Annotated in this window: 12 protein-coding genes and 1 riboswitch; of the genes, 3 read left to right on the plus strand and 9 right to left on the minus strand. The window is 75.5% G+C overall.

Translation table 11 applies throughout. From position 1 onward, the window contains the following. Nucleotides 1-380: 380 nt before the first annotated feature. Complete coding sequence (locus tag ACWDBE_RS09725) at nucleotides 381-1,574, minus strand: FAD-dependent monooxygenase (RefSeq protein WP_449789407.1); 1,194 nt, start codon at nucleotides 1,572-1,574, stop codon at nucleotides 381-383. A gap of 119 nt (nucleotides 1,575-1,693) precedes the next feature. Between ACWDBE_RS09725 and ACWDBE_RS09730 the strand changes: the two genes are divergently transcribed. Beyond that, nucleotides 1,694-2,305: a TetR/AcrR family transcriptional regulator gene (locus ACWDBE_RS09730; protein ID WP_449789408.1), complete on the plus strand. Its 612-nt coding sequence runs from the start codon at nucleotides 1,694-1,696 to the stop codon at nucleotides 2,303-2,305. A gap of 9 nt (nucleotides 2,306-2,314) precedes the next feature. Here the strand turns inward: ACWDBE_RS09730 and cpt are convergent, their stop codons facing one another. The 6 genes from cpt to ACWDBE_RS09760 all read right to left on the minus strand — a co-directional run bounded on the left by cpt (nucleotide 2,315) and on the right by ACWDBE_RS09760 (nucleotide 9,823). Further along, nucleotides 2,315-2,899: a chloramphenicol phosphotransferase CPT gene (gene cpt / locus ACWDBE_RS09735; RefSeq protein ID WP_449807647.1), complete on the minus strand. Its 585-nt coding sequence runs from the start codon at nucleotides 2,897-2,899 to the stop codon at nucleotides 2,315-2,317. Between the two features lie 163 nt (nucleotides 2,900-3,062). After that, on the minus strand, nucleotides 3,063-4,484 hold the full coding sequence (locus ACWDBE_RS09740; protein ID WP_449807648.1) for a cobyrinate a,c-diamide synthase: 1,422 nt from the start codon (nucleotides 4,482-4,484) through the stop codon (nucleotides 3,063-3,065). A gap of 4 nt (nucleotides 4,485-4,488) precedes the next feature. Continuing rightward, nucleotides 4,489-5,094 (minus strand): cob(I)yrinic acid a,c-diamide adenosyltransferase, encoded by a 606-nt coding sequence (cobO, locus tag ACWDBE_RS09745; protein ID WP_392878351.1) that lies wholly within the window; start codon nucleotides 5,092-5,094, stop codon nucleotides 4,489-4,491. A gap of 6 nt (nucleotides 5,095-5,100) precedes the next feature. Further along, the gene (locus ACWDBE_RS09750; RefSeq protein WP_449807649.1) at nucleotides 5,101-7,266 is read right to left on the minus strand and encodes a putative cobaltochelatase; all 2,166 of its coding nucleotides are present in this window, start codon (nucleotides 7,264-7,266) and stop codon (nucleotides 5,101-5,103) included. Further along, nucleotides 7,263-8,777: a cobyric acid synthase gene (locus tag ACWDBE_RS09755; RefSeq protein ID WP_449789412.1), complete on the minus strand. Its 1,515-nt coding sequence runs from the start codon at nucleotides 8,775-8,777 to the stop codon at nucleotides 7,263-7,265. The genes ACWDBE_RS09750 and ACWDBE_RS09755 overlap by 4 nt, the downstream gene beginning before the upstream one ends. Beyond that, nucleotides 8,774-9,823, minus strand: coding sequence for a cobalamin biosynthesis protein (locus ACWDBE_RS09760; protein WP_449789413.1), 1,050 nt, complete (start codon nucleotides 9,821-9,823; stop codon nucleotides 8,774-8,776). The genes ACWDBE_RS09755 and ACWDBE_RS09760 overlap by 4 nt, the downstream gene beginning before the upstream one ends. Before the next feature lie 107 nt (nucleotides 9,824-9,930). After that, a riboswitch (cobalamin riboswitch) is annotated at nucleotides 9,931-10,063 on the minus strand. A 371-nt stretch (nucleotides 10,064-10,434) separates the two neighbouring features. Here ACWDBE_RS09760 and ACWDBE_RS09765 point away from each other — a divergent pair. Both ACWDBE_RS09765 and ACWDBE_RS09770 read left to right on the plus strand, forming a co-directional pair. Then, on the plus strand, nucleotides 10,435-11,541 hold the full coding sequence (locus ACWDBE_RS09765; RefSeq protein ID WP_449789414.1) for an alpha/beta hydrolase: 1,107 nt from the start codon (nucleotides 10,435-10,437) through the stop codon (nucleotides 11,539-11,541). Nucleotides 11,542-12,312: 771 nt separating this feature from the next. Next, nucleotides 12,313-13,638, plus strand: coding sequence for a hypothetical protein (locus ACWDBE_RS09770; protein ID WP_392878342.1), 1,326 nt, complete (start codon nucleotides 12,313-12,315; stop codon nucleotides 13,636-13,638). A gap of 210 nt (nucleotides 13,639-13,848) precedes the next feature. Here the strand turns inward: ACWDBE_RS09770 and ACWDBE_RS09775 are convergent, their stop codons facing one another. After that, nucleotides 13,849-14,727: a CDP-alcohol phosphatidyltransferase family protein gene (locus ACWDBE_RS09775; RefSeq protein ID WP_392913973.1), complete on the minus strand. Its 879-nt coding sequence runs from the start codon at nucleotides 14,725-14,727 to the stop codon at nucleotides 13,849-13,851. Next, nucleotides 14,714-15,406 carry a phosphatidylserine decarboxylase gene (locus ACWDBE_RS09780; RefSeq protein ID WP_402405705.1) on the minus strand — a complete coding sequence of 231 codons (693 nt, stop codon included), beginning with the start codon at nucleotides 15,404-15,406 and terminating at the stop codon, nucleotides 14,714-14,716. Before ACWDBE_RS09780 ends, ACWDBE_RS09775 begins: the two co-directional genes overlap by 14 nt. Nucleotides 15,407-15,508 lie beyond the last annotated feature (102 nt).

Genomic DNA, 15,508 nt, shown 5'->3' on the forward strand with positions numbered 1-15,508 from the left:
GACTCCCAGCGTGGCGTGCTCGGAGTCGTCGAAGAACTCCGAGCGTGTCGCGGACACCGTGGAGCGGGCCCAGCGCGTGCACGTCACGCGGCGGGGCGGCGAGAGCCGTCGCGGATCCGGAACCGACGGCCGAACTCCCCGGGCCCCTGCCCGGTGACGATGACGGCGAGGTGGCCGAGCCGTGAGCTGCCGCCGTGGGAGTGCGAGGCGACCGCCGGCGACCGGGTGCGGTAGGTCGTGGACGAGGCGGCCCGCGCCGTCCACCTCGTCTACGCCCCGCCCCCGGCGCGCGAGGGGCACCGACGCACAGCCTCTGACCCGGCCTCGACGCCGACACCCCGTGGTGTGCGTGCTCTTCGGCCCCGGGACTGCATGCCCCCTCACCCCGTCTCGCCCAGGGCCGGCGGCTGCCAGCCGTACGTCGGGGCCGAGCGGCTCAGCAGGGCGCGGGCGGGGAGGAGGCCGGCGAGGGTGAGAGCGGCGGTGCGCAGGCCGGTGGCGGCGGGGGAGCGGAGGGCGACGAGGTCGCCGATCCGGCGGGAGCCGGCCACCACGGCGGTGGTGCGGGGGAGCCGGGCGGCGGTGTAGGAGGGCAGGGCGGCGGCCGGGTCGGTACCGGGGGTGAGCAGGGAGGCGAGGACGACGGCGTCCTCGATGGCCTGGCAGGCGCCCTGGCCCTGGAAGGGACACATCGCGTGGGCGGCGTCGCCGAGGAGGGCGACCCGGCCGTGGTGGTGGGCGGGCAGCGGGTCGGCGAGATCCCAGACGTCGTGGCGCAGGACGTGCTCGGGCTCGGCCAGCGCGAACAGCTGCGGTACCGGGGTGCACCAGTCGCCGTAGCGGCGCAGGAGTTCGGCCCGCTCGTCCCCGTCGGCGGCCCGCTCGCCGGCCGGGGCGAGGGCGGCGCCGTAGACGTAGACCCGCCCGTCGGCGAGCGGGACGATCCCGGCGAGGCATCCGCGCCCCCACACCTCGCCGGCGGCGGCCGGGCGGCGGTCGGGGGTGACGACGGCGCGCCAGGTGGTGAAGCCGCTGTAGCGGGGGCCGGGGTGTCGGGGGAAGAGCCGGCTCCGGGTCGGGGAGCGGATGCCGTCGGCGGCGACGACCAGGTCGGCCGTCTCCTCCCCGTCGGTGGTGCGGACGACGGCGGGCTCGGTGGGGCCGCCGGGGGTGACGAGGGTGGCGGGCGAGCCGGTGCGGACGGTGCCCTCCGGGAGCGCGTCGACCAGCGCGTCGATGACGTCGGCGCGGGCGACGGCGGCGATGGTGTCGCCGAAGTAGGCCTCGAACGCCGTGGTGCTGGTTCGGGCCAGCCAGCGGCCGGAGGGGTGGCGCAGCCCGATGGCGGGGTGCGGGGTGGCGAGGGCGCGCAGGCGCTCGCCGACACCGAGCCGGTCGAGGGAGCGCAGGGCGTTGGGGGCCAGGGCGAGCCCGGCGCCGACGGGTTCGAGGGAGTCGGCGCGCTCGTGGACGCGGACCGGGACGCCCCGGCGGTGGAGGGCGAGGGCCGCGGCGAGACCGCCGATGCCGCCGCCGATGACGATCGCCTGCCGACTGCTCTGTGGGCTGCCCACGGGAGGGCTCCTCTCCTTGCACTACGTCCGTAGTGTGCGTCTGCCCAGCACCGTACTACAGATGTAGTCCACTGGAAACTACTGCTGTAGTGGTTTGGGATCGTCCGAGGAGAGAGGCCATGATCGGACCCATGACGCCCCCGCGCCCCACCCTGATCGCCGACGCCGCCATCACCCTGATCGCCGAACGCGGCCTGCGCGGGCTGACCCACCGCGCCGTGGACGAGGAGGCCGGACTGCCCTCAGGCTCGACCTCCAACCTCGCCCGGACCAGGGCCGCCCTGCTGGAACTCGCGCTCACCCGGATCGTCGAGCGGGAGACCGAGGAGCACCCGGTCCTCACTGCGGAGCCCTCCGCCGCGGCGTCGCCCACCCCCGCCTGCGCGCGGGACCTCCTCGTCCGGGTCGGCGCCGACCTGCTGCACCAGGCACTCACCACCGGCCGCCGGCTCACCCTGGCCCGCCTGGAACTCGCCCTGGAGGCCACCCGGCGGCCCGAACTGCGCGCCGTCTACGACCGGCTGGGCGGGCGCTTCGCCGACATCGCCGCCGCGCTGCTCGCCCGGAGCGGCTCGGCCGCCCCGACGGCGGACGCCCGGCGCCTGATCCGCTGGTGCGACGGCGTCCTGTTCAACGCGACGGCGGGCAGCGGGCACTGGCACGTCCCGTCGCCGGAGGAACTGCGCGACGAGGTGGCGTCCTACCTCGCCGCGCTGCTCGACCGGGAGTAGCCCGCGACCCTACGCGGGGGTGCCGGCCCGCCCGTCCGCCGGCCCGTCCGACGAGTCGGCGGCCGCCACCCGTGCCGCCACGGCCCGGGCACAGTCCGCCGCGGCCGCCCGCGAGCTGTCCACCACCAGGTCGTACGCGACCCCCCGGTGCACCGCCTCCGCCTGCGCGGCGGCCATCCCGGCCACCCGGTCGCCGCGTGCGCCCTCCCTCCGCGCGGCCACCGCAGGATCGCAGCGCACCCCGACCCAGAGCACGTCCAGGCCCTCCAGTGCCGCCCGCCAGCGGGCCTGTGAAGCCGCGCCGCCGAGGAACACCTCGTCCACCACGATCCGGGCCCCGGCCCGGGCCATCGCCGCCACCCCGAGCGTCCAGGCGGCGTCCAGCGCGGCGAACGCCGGTCCGACCTCGACCGTCCCGTCCCCGCTCTCCAGCCCGCCGATCCCCTCGCCGCCGCTGCGCAGCGAGGGTGGCAGTGCCTCGACCATGGTGTCCGTTCCGAGGTGCAGCCAGGGCTCCGGCAGCAGCTCCTGCAGGCATCGCGCGATGCTCGACTTGCCGGAGCTGGACCCGCCGTTGAGGACGATCACATGCATGCGCGCAGCCTAGGCCCGGACACCGCACGGTGTCGCGGCGTTATCCGCCGGGGGCGCACCCGCCGCGGCGCTATCCGCCGGGGGCGCACCCGCCGCGGCGCTATCCGCCGGGGGCGCACCCGCCGCGGCGCTATCCGCCGAAGGTCGTTACCCCGCCGCAGCGTTATCCGCCGAAGGCCGCACCCGCCGTAGCGGCCCCCGCCGCGAAGGCCGCCGCCGCGGCCGTGAAGGAGGACGCCAGCGCCGGTGCGCCCGCCCAGTGCAGGTGCAGGTAGGAGGCGTGCACGTTGCCGCCGGCGAAGCCCTCGGTGCGGGGGCCGGTCGGCAGGCGCCAGCCCCAGGCGGGGAGTTCGCCCGCGCCGGGCTCGCAGACCGTGCGGTGGAACTCGTGGCCGCGCACTCGGGTGCCGGCCGGGGCGAGGGGGGAGTCGTGCAGGGCGACCGCCTCCCGGTAGCCGAGGGTGAGCCGTTCGGTCATCCGGGCGTCGACGGCCAGTACGCCGCACATCGGCAGACCGTCCAACTCCCGCCCCAGGTAGAGCAGTCCGGCGCACTCGGCGGCGATCGGCCCGCCCGCGGCGGCGAACGCGGCGATGGCGTCGCGCAGCGGGGCGTTGCCGCTCAGCTCGCGGACGTACAGCTCCGGGAAGCCGCCGCCGATCACCAGGCCGGCCGTCCCCTCGGGCAGGGCCGAGGCGTGCAGCGGATCGAACGGGACCACCTCCGCGCCCGCCGCGCCGAGCAGTTCGGCGTTCTCGGCGTACGAGAAGGAGAAGGCCGCGCCGCCCGCCACCGCGATCCGCGGCCGGCCGGCCACCGGGGCGACCTCGGCCGACGGGTCCCACGGCTCGGCGTCCAAGCCCGGTGCCGTCCGGGCGAGTTCGAGCAGGGCGTCCAAGTCGACCGAGGAGGCCACCAGTTCACCCATGTCGGCGACCGCCTTGAGGGCCTCGGCCGAGCGTTCCACCGCGGGGATCAGTCCGAGGTGGCGGGACGGCGTGGCGACCGCCGCCGAGCGGCGCAGCGCGCCCAGCACCGGTACGCCGGAGCCCTCCTCCAGTGCCTCGCGCAGGAGTTGCTCGTGCCGGTCGGAGGCGACCCGGTTGAGGATCACCCCGGCGAGCCGCACCTGCGGGTCCCAGGAGGCGAAGCCGTGCACCAGCGCGGCCACCGAGCGGGACTGCGAGGAGCCGTCGACCACCAGCACCACCGGTGCCCGCAGCAGCTTGGCGACGTGCGCCGTCGACGCCAGCTCGCCGCGCCCGGAGGCCCCGTCGAACAGGCCCATGACCCCCTCGACCACCGCGACGTCCGCCCCCGCCGCGCCGTGCAGGAACAGCGGCGCGATCCGCTCCGGCCCGCACAGGAAGGCGTCCAGGTTGCGGCCCGGGCGTCCGGCGGCGAGCGCGTGGTAGCCCGGGTCGATGTAGTCGGGGCCGACCTTGTGCGGCGACACCGCCAGCCCGCGCGCGGCGAGTGCCGCGATCAGGCCGGTGGCGACGGTGGTCTTGCCGGCGCCCGAGGAGGGCGCGGCGACCACGAGGCGGGGAACGGTGCGGGGAACGGTGCGGGGGGCGGTGTTCAACGGTCTACCACTCGATGCCGCGCTGGCCCTTGCGGCCGGCGTCCATGGGGTGCTTGACCTTGGTCATCTCGGTGACCAGGTCGGCGAATCCGGTCAGCGCCTCGGGCGCGTACCGGCCGGTGATGACGACGTGCTGGCTGCCCGGGCGGTTCTCGAGCACGGACACCACCTCCTCCGGGTCGATCCACCCCCAGTGCATCGGGTAGGTGAACTCGTCCAGCACGTAGAAGCGGTACGTCTCGGCCGCGAGGTCCCGCTTGACCTGCTCCCAGCCCTCCTTGGCCGCCTCCTCGCTGGACATCTCCTGCTCGGCGGAGCGCTGGATCCAGGACCAGCCGGAGCCCATCTTGTGCCAGTCGACGGTGCCGCCCTCGCCGGAGGCGCCGAGCACGCGCAGCGCGTTCTCCTCGCCGACCTTCCACTTGGCGGACTTCACGAACTGGAACACCCCGACCGACCAGCCCTGGTTCCAGGCCCGCAGTGCCATGCCGAACGCGGCCGTGGACTTGCCCTTGCCGGGGCCGGTGTGCACGGCGGTGATCGGCTGCGTGCGGCGCTGACGCGTCGTCAGGCCGTCGTCGGGGACGCTCTCGGGGACACCCTTGGGCATGTCGGCTCAGGCCGCCTTTCGCATCGTGGTGGTCGCGCGGTTCGCGGATCGGTTCGCGGAGTGGTTCGTGGAACGGTTCTCGGGCCGGCTCGTGGGTCGGCTCGTGGAGCGGTTCTCGCGGACGAGCGAGGCGACGCCCTCGGGGCGCAGTTCGTCCAGGCTGACGGCGGTGCCGCCGAGCAGCCCGGCCAGGGTGCGGGCCAGGCCCAGGCGGACCGGGCCGGACTCGCAGTCCAGCACCACGCTCGCCGTGCCCTGCGCCGCGAACAGCGCGGCCGCGCGCTGGGACTGCGCCAGCGCGTCCCGCCCGCCGGTGGCCCGGCCGTCGGTCACCACGACCAGCAGCGGGCGCCGGTCCGGATCGCGCAGCCGCTCCACCCGCAGCACCTCGTACGCCCGCAGCAGGCCGGCGGCCAGCGGGGTCCGTCCGCCGGTGGGCAGCGACTCCAGCCGGGCCGCGCCGACCTCCACCGAGGAGGTGGGCGGCAGTGCCAACTCGGCGCCCGTGCCCCGGAAGGTGATCATGCCGATCTTGTCGCGCCGCTGGTAGGCGTCCATCAGCAGCGACAGCACCGCGCCCTTGACGGCGGTCATCCGCTGCCGGGCGGCCATCGAGCCGGAGGCGTCCACCACGAACAGCACCAGGTTCGACTCCCGCCCCTGGCGCACCTGTTCGCGGAAGTCGTCCTTGCGCAGCAGCAGTGCCCGCCCGCTGCGCCCGCGCGCCGCCTGATACGGCGCGGCGGCCTGGAGGGTGGCGGTCAGGTGCAGCCGGCCGAGCGCGCCCTGCGGGCGGCGGGCGCGGACGGTGTGCCCGCCGGTGGTCTCGGCGGGGGAGCGGCGGCCCTGGGCGCCGCGCCCGGTGCCCTTGACGGTGAACAGCCTGGTCCGGTACGGGTCCCCGGCCGCGACCGGCGCCGACTCCCGTGCGGGAGCCGGGTGTTGGGCCGGTACGGGCGGCTGCGCGGGGGCGTCGACGCCCTCGGTGGCGGGTGTCTCGGGCGAGTGTGCCTCGGGGCCGCCGTCGGACGGCTCGGGGGCGCCGCCGCCGTCAGGGCCGCCGCCGTCGGGTCCGCCGTCCTCCGGCCCCCCGTCCGGCCCGCCGTCGCCGTCGCCGTCCGGGCCGGGCCCGTCGCCCTCGGGCTCCGGGTCGTCCTGCCGGGCGTGCTCCTCCAGGGTGCGGTCCAGCTGCTCCTCGTCCAGCCCCGGCGCGTCGAAGGGGTTGCGGCGGCGCCGGTGCGGCAGCGCCAGCCGGGCGGCTCGTCGGACGTCCTCCTCCAGCACCTCGGTGCGCCCGTCCCAGGCGGCCAGCGCGACGGCGGTGCGGGCCATCACGATGTCCGCGCGCAGTCCGTCCACCTCGAACGCGGCGCACACGGCGGTGATCTGACGCAGCGCCACGTCGGTGAGCTCGACCGCCGGCAACAACTCCCGGGCAGTGGTGATGCGTTCGGCGAGCGCCCGCTCCTCCTCGGCGAACCGCGCGGCGAAGCCTGCCGGGTCCGCGTCGTAGGCGAGCCGGCGGCGGACCACCTCGGCGCGCTCGACCGGGTCCCGGGTGGCGGCGATCTCGACGGTCAGGCCGAACCGGTCGAGCAGCTGCGGCCGCAGCTCGCCCTCCTCCGGGTTCATGGTGCCGACCAGCAGGAACCGGGCCGCGTGCCGCACCGACACGCCCTCGCGCTCGACGTACGAGCGCCCCATCGCGGCGGCGTCCAGCAGCAGGTCCACCACGTGGTCCTGGAGCAGGTTCACCTCGTCGATGTACAGCACGCCGCGGTGCGCCCTGGCGAGCAGCCCGGGCTCGTACGCCTTGACGCCCTCGGCCAGTGCCCGCTCCAGGTCCAGCGAGCCGACGATCCGGTCCTCGGTCACGCCGACCGGCAACTCGACCAGCTGGGACGGCCGTTCGGACGCGGACGGGGTGGCGTGCGGCCCGTCCGGGCACTGCGGGTCGGGTGCGGCCGGGTCGCAGGCGAAGCGGCAGTCGTCCACGGTGGCGATGGACGGCAGCAGGCCGGCCAGCGCGCGCACCATGGTCGACTTCGCGGTGCCCTTCTCGCCGCGCACCAGCACGCCGCCCACGGCCGGGGAGACCGCGTTCAGCAGCAGCCCGAGCCGCAGGTCGGCCATGCCGACGATCGCGGTGAACGGATAGCGGACGTCGGTCATGCGTCACTCCCAGGGGCCCCGGGCGGGAGGAACGGCAGCGATCCGGCCGCCGGCACCCCGCCCTCGATCAGCTTCCACAGCGCGTCGGTGTCCGCGTGCTCCTCGATCAGGTCGCCCAGCCGGTCCAGCCGGGCCTCGCGCGCCGCGGCGAAGGAGGTGTCCGGCGCCGGGACGAACGCCCGCCCGGACAACTCGGCGACCTCGCGCAGGAGTTCGCGACGGAATCCGTCGTTCTCCAGCGCGCCGTGCCAGGTCGTGCCCCAGACCGCGCCCACCCGGCAGCCGTCCAGGAAGGCGTCCCCGCCCTCGACCGCCACCACTCCGTGGTGGATCTCGTAGCCCTCGACCCGCTGCCCGTACGCCTCGCCGACCGGGCGGGCCAGCACCTTCTCGGCGCCGAACCGCACGTGCGTCGGCAGCAGCCCGAGGCCCTCGACGGCGCCCGCCTTCGACTCGACCTCGTCCACGATCGAGTGCGCCAGCATCTGGTAGCCGCCGCAGACCCCGAGGACCGGCAGGCCGGCCGCCGCCCGCGCCCGCAGGGCCGGCTCCAGGCCGCGCTCGCGCAGCCAGGCGAGGTCCGCGACGGTGGCCCGGGTGCCGGGCAGCACCACCAGGTCGGCGTCGGCCAGCTCCTCCGGCCTGGTCGCCCAGCGCACCAGCACGCCCGGCTCCTGCACGAGCGCGTCCACGTCGGTGAAGTTGGACAGCCGGGGGAAGCGCACCACGGCCACCCGCAGCACGTCCGCGCCGAGCGGCCCGGGCCCGTCCGCCCGGTCCACCACCGTGGACAGGTCCAGCGAGTCCTCGGCGTCCAGCCAGAGCCCGGGCAGCATCGGCAGCGTGCCCAGCACCGGACGGCCGGTCAGCTCGCGCAGCATGTCCAGTCCGGGTGCCAGCAGGCGCGCGTCGCCGCGGAACTTGTTGACGAACCAGCCCGCCACGTGCCGCTGGTCCTCCGCCGACAGCAGCGCCAGCGTCCCGTACATCGCCGCGAAGACCCCGCCCCGGTCGATGTCCCCGACCACCACCACCGGCAGGGCGGCGGCGGTGGCCAGGCCCATGTTGGCGATGTCGCGGTCGCGCAGGTTGATCTCGGCGGGCGAGCCCGCGCCCTCGCAGACCACCACGTCGTAGCGGCGGCGCAGGTCGGCCAGGCACTCCAGGGAGCGCTCCAGCAGGACGGGCTTGCGCTCGCGGTAGTCCAGCGCGCCCACCTCGGCCACCGGCCTGCCGAGCAGCACCACCTGGCTGCGGCCGTCCGCGCCCGGCTTGAGCAGCACCGGGTTCATCGCCGCCTCCGGCTCCACCCGGGCGGCCTGCGCCTGCATCGCCTGGGCGCGGCCGATCTCGGCGCCGTCGGAGGTGACGAAGGAGTTCAGCGACATGTTCTGCGCCTTGAACGGCGCGACCCGCACGCCCTGGCGGGCGAGCCAACGGCAGATCCCGGCCGTCACCACGCTCTTGCCCGCGTCCGAGGTCGTCCCCGCGACCAGCAGTGCGTTGCTCATCCCCGTCCCCTCATCCTCGGCAGCAGTCGCTTCGTCGGCACCCGTTCCGCGGGCACCCGTTCTGTCAGCGCCCGTTTCGCCAGCACCCGCAGCAGGACGTGCCCCGCGACCGTCGTACCCAGCGCCAGCGCGCCCACCCGCCGGGAGAGCGCGCAGGCCCGCTCGATGTCGTCCACCGTCACCGGCCGCAGCTCCGCGCCCAGTACCGGCCGGTTCTCCACGCGCTCGCCGTACCGCAGCGTCCCGCCCAACCGGACGCCCACCGCGCCGGCGAACGCCGACTCGGCCTGGCCCGCGTTCGGGCTCGGGTGCGCGGAGCCGTCGCGCCGCCAGACCCGCCAGGCCGTCCGCGGTTCGGGCGCGGCTGCCACCGTCAGCAGTGCCGTCAGCCGGGCGCCCGGCCAGCCCGCCAGGTCGTCCAGCCGGGCCGAGGCCCAGCCGAACCGGGCGTAGCGCGGCGAGCGGTGGCCCACCATGGCGTCCAGGGTGTTCACGGCGCGGAAGGCGAGCAGGCCGGGCGTGCCGGCCAGGGCGCCCCAGGTCAGCGCGTTGACCACGGCGTCGGCGGTGTTCTCCGCCACCGACTCGACCACCGCCCGGGCGATCTGCTGCCCGTCCAGCGCGCTCGGATCCCGTCCGCACAGGTGCGGCAGCCGTTCCCGCGCGGCCGTGAGGTCGCCCGCCGCCAGCGAGCGGCCGATGGTGCGCGCCTCCCGGGTCAGCGAGGTGCCGCCGAGCACCGTCCAGGTCGCGGCCGCCGCCAGCGCCGCCCGGCCCAGCGGGCGCCGGCCCACCGTACGGTCCAGGGCGAGTGCGCCCGCCGCGACCGCGCCCACGCACAGCGCCGTGTACCCGGCCCCGGCGGCGCGGCCGTCGCGCCACAGCCGCCGCTCCAGCCGGGTCGCGGCGCTGCCGAAGACGGCCACCGGGTGGCCCCGGCGGGGGTCGGCGAAGCGGGCGTCGGCGGCGTAGCCCGCGGCGGCGCCGAGCGCGAACGCGGCGGCGCGGGTCAGCGGACGGCGCGCGGAAGGCGCGGGCGGGATCATCGGTCGCACGGCGGAGGGCAGCTCGGGGTCGGGCAGGGCGGGGCAGCCTGCATCGCGTGCGTGTCCTCACTCAGGGTCCGCGCCCTGGATCGACGTGACGGCGGCGAGAGTCTCCTGGCTTCCGGGTCGAACGCACCCTCGGAGCCTTCCAGCGGCCGTCGACGGCCCGCCGTGGCGATGTTCCGAGCGTGCTCCCCGGTGACAGTGGCGGGACCGCGCCGGACTTCCACCGGCTTCCTCTCCATGCCTCCGTTTGGCCCCAGGATCCCATCACGGGCTCGAACCGGGAGTCAACCGAGGTCACGGAGGGGTTGGTCACACGCGGACGCCGCTGACGCCCGTGGGACCGGTCGGCGCTGCGGGCCGAGGACGGGGCCTGCCACTGCCTGCCCTCGTCCTCGTCCTCGGCCTTCGTCTTCCCGCCGGCCCGCCGTCCTCGCCACCCGTCCGCGGCGCCACCTCGGCAGAGCCAGGGCCGCCGGCTCCTCGGCAGGGCCGGTCCGCCGCCCGGGTGACCCGGACGGCCCAGCCCGGTGGCCGGGCGGGCGGGGCGCCGGTGAACTGGTGTCCGAACACCGTCCGGTCCGTGAGGCAGGAGAGCGGGGAGCGAAATGCGTTGGGGAACCGCAGCCGTCGTGGCGGCCGCCGCGGTCGGGGCCGCCGTGCTGGTGATCGGCCGTCGGGCATCCGAGCGGATGGTCCGTCCGGTGACCACCGTTCAGGAGTCCGCTCCGGTCGTGGTCCGCGGCCTCGCCCCCGGCCGGGTCACCTTCACCCGCGGCCCCGGGAGCCTGCGCCCCGGCCGCTGGGCGGTCGAGTGGGCGGACGGCGGTCACGCGGTCGTCGAGGAGATCCTGCACGGCGACGAGCAGGAGGTCACCCGCCGGCTGGTCCGCGCCGACCGGGGCACCCTCACCCCCGGCACCGAGGTCCGCTTCACCCCGCGGGTCCACCTCGGCGACCCCACCGAGGCGCTCGGCCTCGCCTTCGCCGACACCGCCGTCGACGGCGAGCTCGGCGCCCTTCCCGCCTGGCAGCTCGACGGCAAACGCGGCACCTGGGTGATCCTGGTGCACGGCCCCGAGGCCGACCGTCGGCAGACCCTCCCCGTGCTCCCCGTCCTCGACCGGCTCGGCCTGCCCGCCCTCGCCGTCACCTACCGCGGCGACCGGGGCGCCCCCGCCTCCCCGGACGGGCTCAGCCACTTCGGCGAGACCGAGTGGCGCGACGTCGAGGCGGCGATACGGCTGGCGCTGCACAGCGGCGCCGGCAACGTGATCCTCTACGGTTGGTCCCTCGGTGCGACCATGGTCCTCCACACGGCGGCCCGCTCCGCCTGGTCGCACGCCGTCCGGGGCCTGGTCCTCGACTCGCCCGTGCTCGACCGCCCGGCCTCCGCCCGCCGGGACGCCGCCCGCTCCGGCTTCCCGGGCGTCGCGGCGGAACTCGGCGCCCTCGCCGCCGAGGGGCGGACCGGCGTCGAGCTCGCCGACTTCGGCCGCATCGCCGAGGGCGCCGACCTGCGGGTGCCCACCCTCCTCCTGCACAGCCCCGAGGACCGGATCGCCCCCTTCGGCGCCGCCGAGAAGCTGGCCGCCGCCCGCCGCGACGTGGTCAGCCTCCAGGCCTTCCCCGGCGCCGACCACGCGACCCTCTGGAACAGCGCCCCCGAGCGCTATACCGAACTCCTCCGCCGGTGGCTCACTCCGTTGCTCTAGCCGCCTTCCGCGCGAGTCCTGTCGCGCGAGCCGTTCCGCGCGAGCCGTTCCGCGCGAGCCGTTCCATGCGACCCTTTCCGCGCGAGTGCTGCCGTACGAGCCGTCCCGCGTGAGCCCCCCTCTCCGCGCGGGGCGCTTTCGGCCGGGTCCCGTCGGTTTTTCCGTTCGGCTTCCCCCCGTCCACGAATGAACGTTTCTCCCATGACGTCGAGCGCGCACGAGAAGTCGGCCCGTCCGACTTCTCGTGCAGCACGATCCCCCAACCCCCGCCAGCCATCCGTCCGGATTCGGGCTGGACAGCCCGGCCGGAAGTCGGGGGGAGGGGATTGCCGGTGCGAAATCCGGCACGTCGTCAGGGGCAATAGTTGGTCCGATCCCTTACCCCCCACCCGTACGCACGGTGACCGGCCGAGTATTCCCGGCAACCGAGGCGCCTGGGATGGCATGGGCAGGCCATACGTTTCCGGCCAGGCGGTTTGCCGCTGTTGCCCGATCTTGCGGAGGTGCCGCCGCCGCTCGCCCTGTCGTACGGACAACCGGATGTGACAGAAGGCCGGTACAAGGGGAAGACTGCTCGACGTGACGTCTCGGAACCCGCGCGACCGTGATGCCCCGCTCCCGCCGACGATCGGTACCGGTGCGACGGTGACCCGTCTCCCCGGAACGGCCCAACGGCCCGCCGGTGGCAGGCCGGGTGGGGCGGGTGTCCCCCGTAACGGAGTACCCCGGCGACGGGGGCCGGCTCCGGCTCCCGGGCGGGGTCGGGTTCCCGTGCCGGAGGGCTTCCCGGCACCCGCCGAGCTGGCGCCGCTGGCCCGCCGGATGCTGGTGGACGCCGTTCGGGTCGCCCGCTGGGCCGGCGAGCTGGCCGAGGTCGACAAGCGCGGCGAGCTGCTCCCCGAGGATGCCCGTGCGGCGGGCCGGGCGCTGGCCATGACGGTCGGCGCCGCCGCCAAGGCATGGGGGCAGGCGCTGCTGGTGGGTCTGGTCGAGGCCCGGGACGGCGGAGCCGGCCCCGGCTGGCGCCTGCACGCCTGGGAGCACGACGACGAGGCCGTGGTGCGCGGCTGGTCGGCGCTGTTCGACGCCTGGACCCTGCTCGCCCCGGTGCCGCCCGCCGCGCTGCGCGGCGTGTTCGCCGTACTCGCCGGGCAGGCCGTGGACCAGGCTCCGCAGCTGCTCTCCTTCCTGCACCTGGTGGACGGCCCGGTCGCCGAGAGCGAGCTGCTGGAGCTGCTGCGCCGCGGGCTGGACGAGCGCCGGGTCGGCGCGGGCCTCGGCGGGCCGGGCCTGTCGCCGGTGCCGCACGCGGCCTCGGCCGTCTCCGCCGTCCGCGGCACCTGCCGCGCGCCGCAGATCGACACCCCGGCCGCGCCCTCGGACGTGGCCGCCGTCCTGGACTGGATGCTGGACGGCCTGGCGGCGGTCGGCGCCCTGGTGCGCAGGAACGATGCCGCGGAGCTGTCGCCGCTCGGCCACTGGGCGGTGCGGGCCAAGCTGGAGGAGATCTGCACGGTCGCCCAGACCGCGGCCGGGCACATCGAGCAGAGCGCCTTCGAACTGCTGAACGCCTGCGCCGACTACTCGCCGGGCCCGGCCCGCGCCGAGTTCCGCGCCTGGGTCGCGGCCCGTCCGGCGGACCGCGCGGTGGGCGAGCTGCTGGAGGCCGCCCGGGGCGACGACGCGCTGGTGCGCGGCCTGGCCTTCGAGGCGCTGCGGGTGGCCGGAGGGCCGGCCGAGCAGGCGGTGCGTGCGGCCGTGGACGCGCCGGTGCTGCGCCCCTACGCGCTGCTGTGGCTGGCGGAGCGCGCGGACGAGGGCGTCTCCCCGGCGGATGTGCTGGGCGCGGAGGACGCGGCCTGGCTCTGGGTGGACACCGCGGCCGCGGTGCTCGACCACGGGGAGACCGAGTTGCTGGTGGGCCACGTCGAGGGCGCCTCGGCGGGCGACCCGGTGCGGCTGTTCGCCCGGGCCCGGCAGTCCGGGCATCCGCGGGCGGCCTCGGTGCTGACGGCGGTCTCGGGCGTGCACCCGGACCCGGGCGTGGCCCGGGCGGCCCGTCGTTCGGCGTTCAGCGTGCACACCGGTGGCGCCTGATTTTTATGACATTTGAGATGGAGTTCGTCGTCCCCGGCGACGGCGGCTCCGTCGTGCACTGACCGCGCCTCCGTCGTTCACGTCGCCGTCAGTACCGACCGTGTGTTGGGCGCCCGCACCCGAGGCGGTCGAGTGTCGTGAAAAGTCATAAGAGTCAGGGCCCGGAACCTGTTGGTTCCGGGCCCTGACTCTTATGACTTTTGCGGGGAATCAGCCGATCCGAGACTCAGCCCGCCGAGCGCGGACGTCGCCGACCTTCTGCCCCACCTTGCGGCGGATGACCAGCAGCGGCGCCATCGCGGCGAGCGTGATCTGGGCGAACGCCCCGACGTGCATCAGGTTGTCGCCACCGGGCAGCCCGGTGGCCCAGGCGGCCAGGCAGCCGATGGAGACCACGATCCAGCAGAGCGTGGCGGTGGCCAGCAGCCCCTGCGGCTTCGGGTACTCGATCCGGCTGACCATCAGGTACGCGGCGCCGAAGATGGCGAGCAGACCGGGCAGGAACGGCGGGTCGAGCAGCACGATGGCGATCACCGTCATCGCGCCCATCGGGCAGGGCATGCCCTGGAACACCCCTGGCCGCATCTTGACGGCCGAGAAGCGGGCCAGCCGCAGGACCACCGCGAGCAGCACCGTGATCGCGATGAGCGCCGACAGCTTGGTGTTGGACCCCTGGGAGACCATGCCCCAGACCGCGACGAAGTAGGCCGGCGCGATGCCGAAGCTGATCAGGTCCGCCAGGTTGTCCAGTTCCGCTCCGAGGGCGGAGGAGCGCAGCTTGCGCGCCACCAGGCCGTCGAAGAGGTCGCACATCGAGCCGATCAGCAGCAGCGTCACCGCGGTGGCGGCGCTGTGCCGGTCCGGAGCGGCGTCCGGGTTGGTGATGTGGGGGACCAGGACCCCGGTGGTGATCGAGTAGATCGCCAGGAAGCCGCAGACGGCGTTCCCCAGGGTCAGGAAGTCGGCGGTGGACAGGTGCTGAGGAGAGCGCGGGGCGCGCAGCTCGCGGTCGCGCGCCCAGCGGCGGCGCCGCAGGGCCGTCTCCTCGTCGTCCAGGCCGACGATTGTTTCAGGATCAGTCACGGTCAAGGCGCGTCACCCCGGCTGTGGTCTTCTGGCCGACCTCGACGCCGACCTCGACGCCGGCCGGCAGGTAGGTGTCGACCCGGGACCCGAACCGGATCAGGCCGATCCGGTCGCCCTGCTCGACCTTGGTTCCGGCGTCCACGTACGGCACGATGCGGCGGGCCACGGCCCCCGCGATCTGGACCATCTCGATGTCGCCGAGCTCGGTGTCGAAGTGCCAGACGACCCGCTCGTTCTGGTCGCTGTCCTTGTTGAACGCGGGGACGAAGCCGCCCGCGACGTGCTCGACCGACGTCACCGTGCCCGGCAGGGGCGCGCGGTTGACGTGGACGTTCAGCGGGCTCATGAAGATCGCGACCCGGGTGCGACCGTCCGGCCAGGCGTCGATGCTCTGCACCACGCCGTCGGCGGGGGAGATCACTCTGCCCGTGCCGACCTCACGCTCGGGGTCGCGGAAGAACCACAGCATGCCCGCGCTGAGCGCGCAGGCGGGTACCGCCGCCAGGGCCCACTTGCCGCTGCGCCGGGTGAGGGCGGTGGTCACGGCGGCCGTGGCGAGGGTGGGGACGAACCAGGGGGTGGCTCCGCGCGCGATGGTCACGCGGGGTCGCCGACCGGCCGTCGGGGCTGCGAGGGCATCGCGGTCCGTGACGGAGGTGTGAGGGGACGGGCTGATGGGCATCGAAGACCTTTGTCGCGGGGGATCATGGCCGCTGGACGGGGGCCACCGCGGGATCGGTAATAGAGGGACGGCTTGCTGTCCCGGTGGATGCTATCGGGAGCA

Source organism: Kitasatospora sp. NPDC001132, from assembly GCF_053598415.1.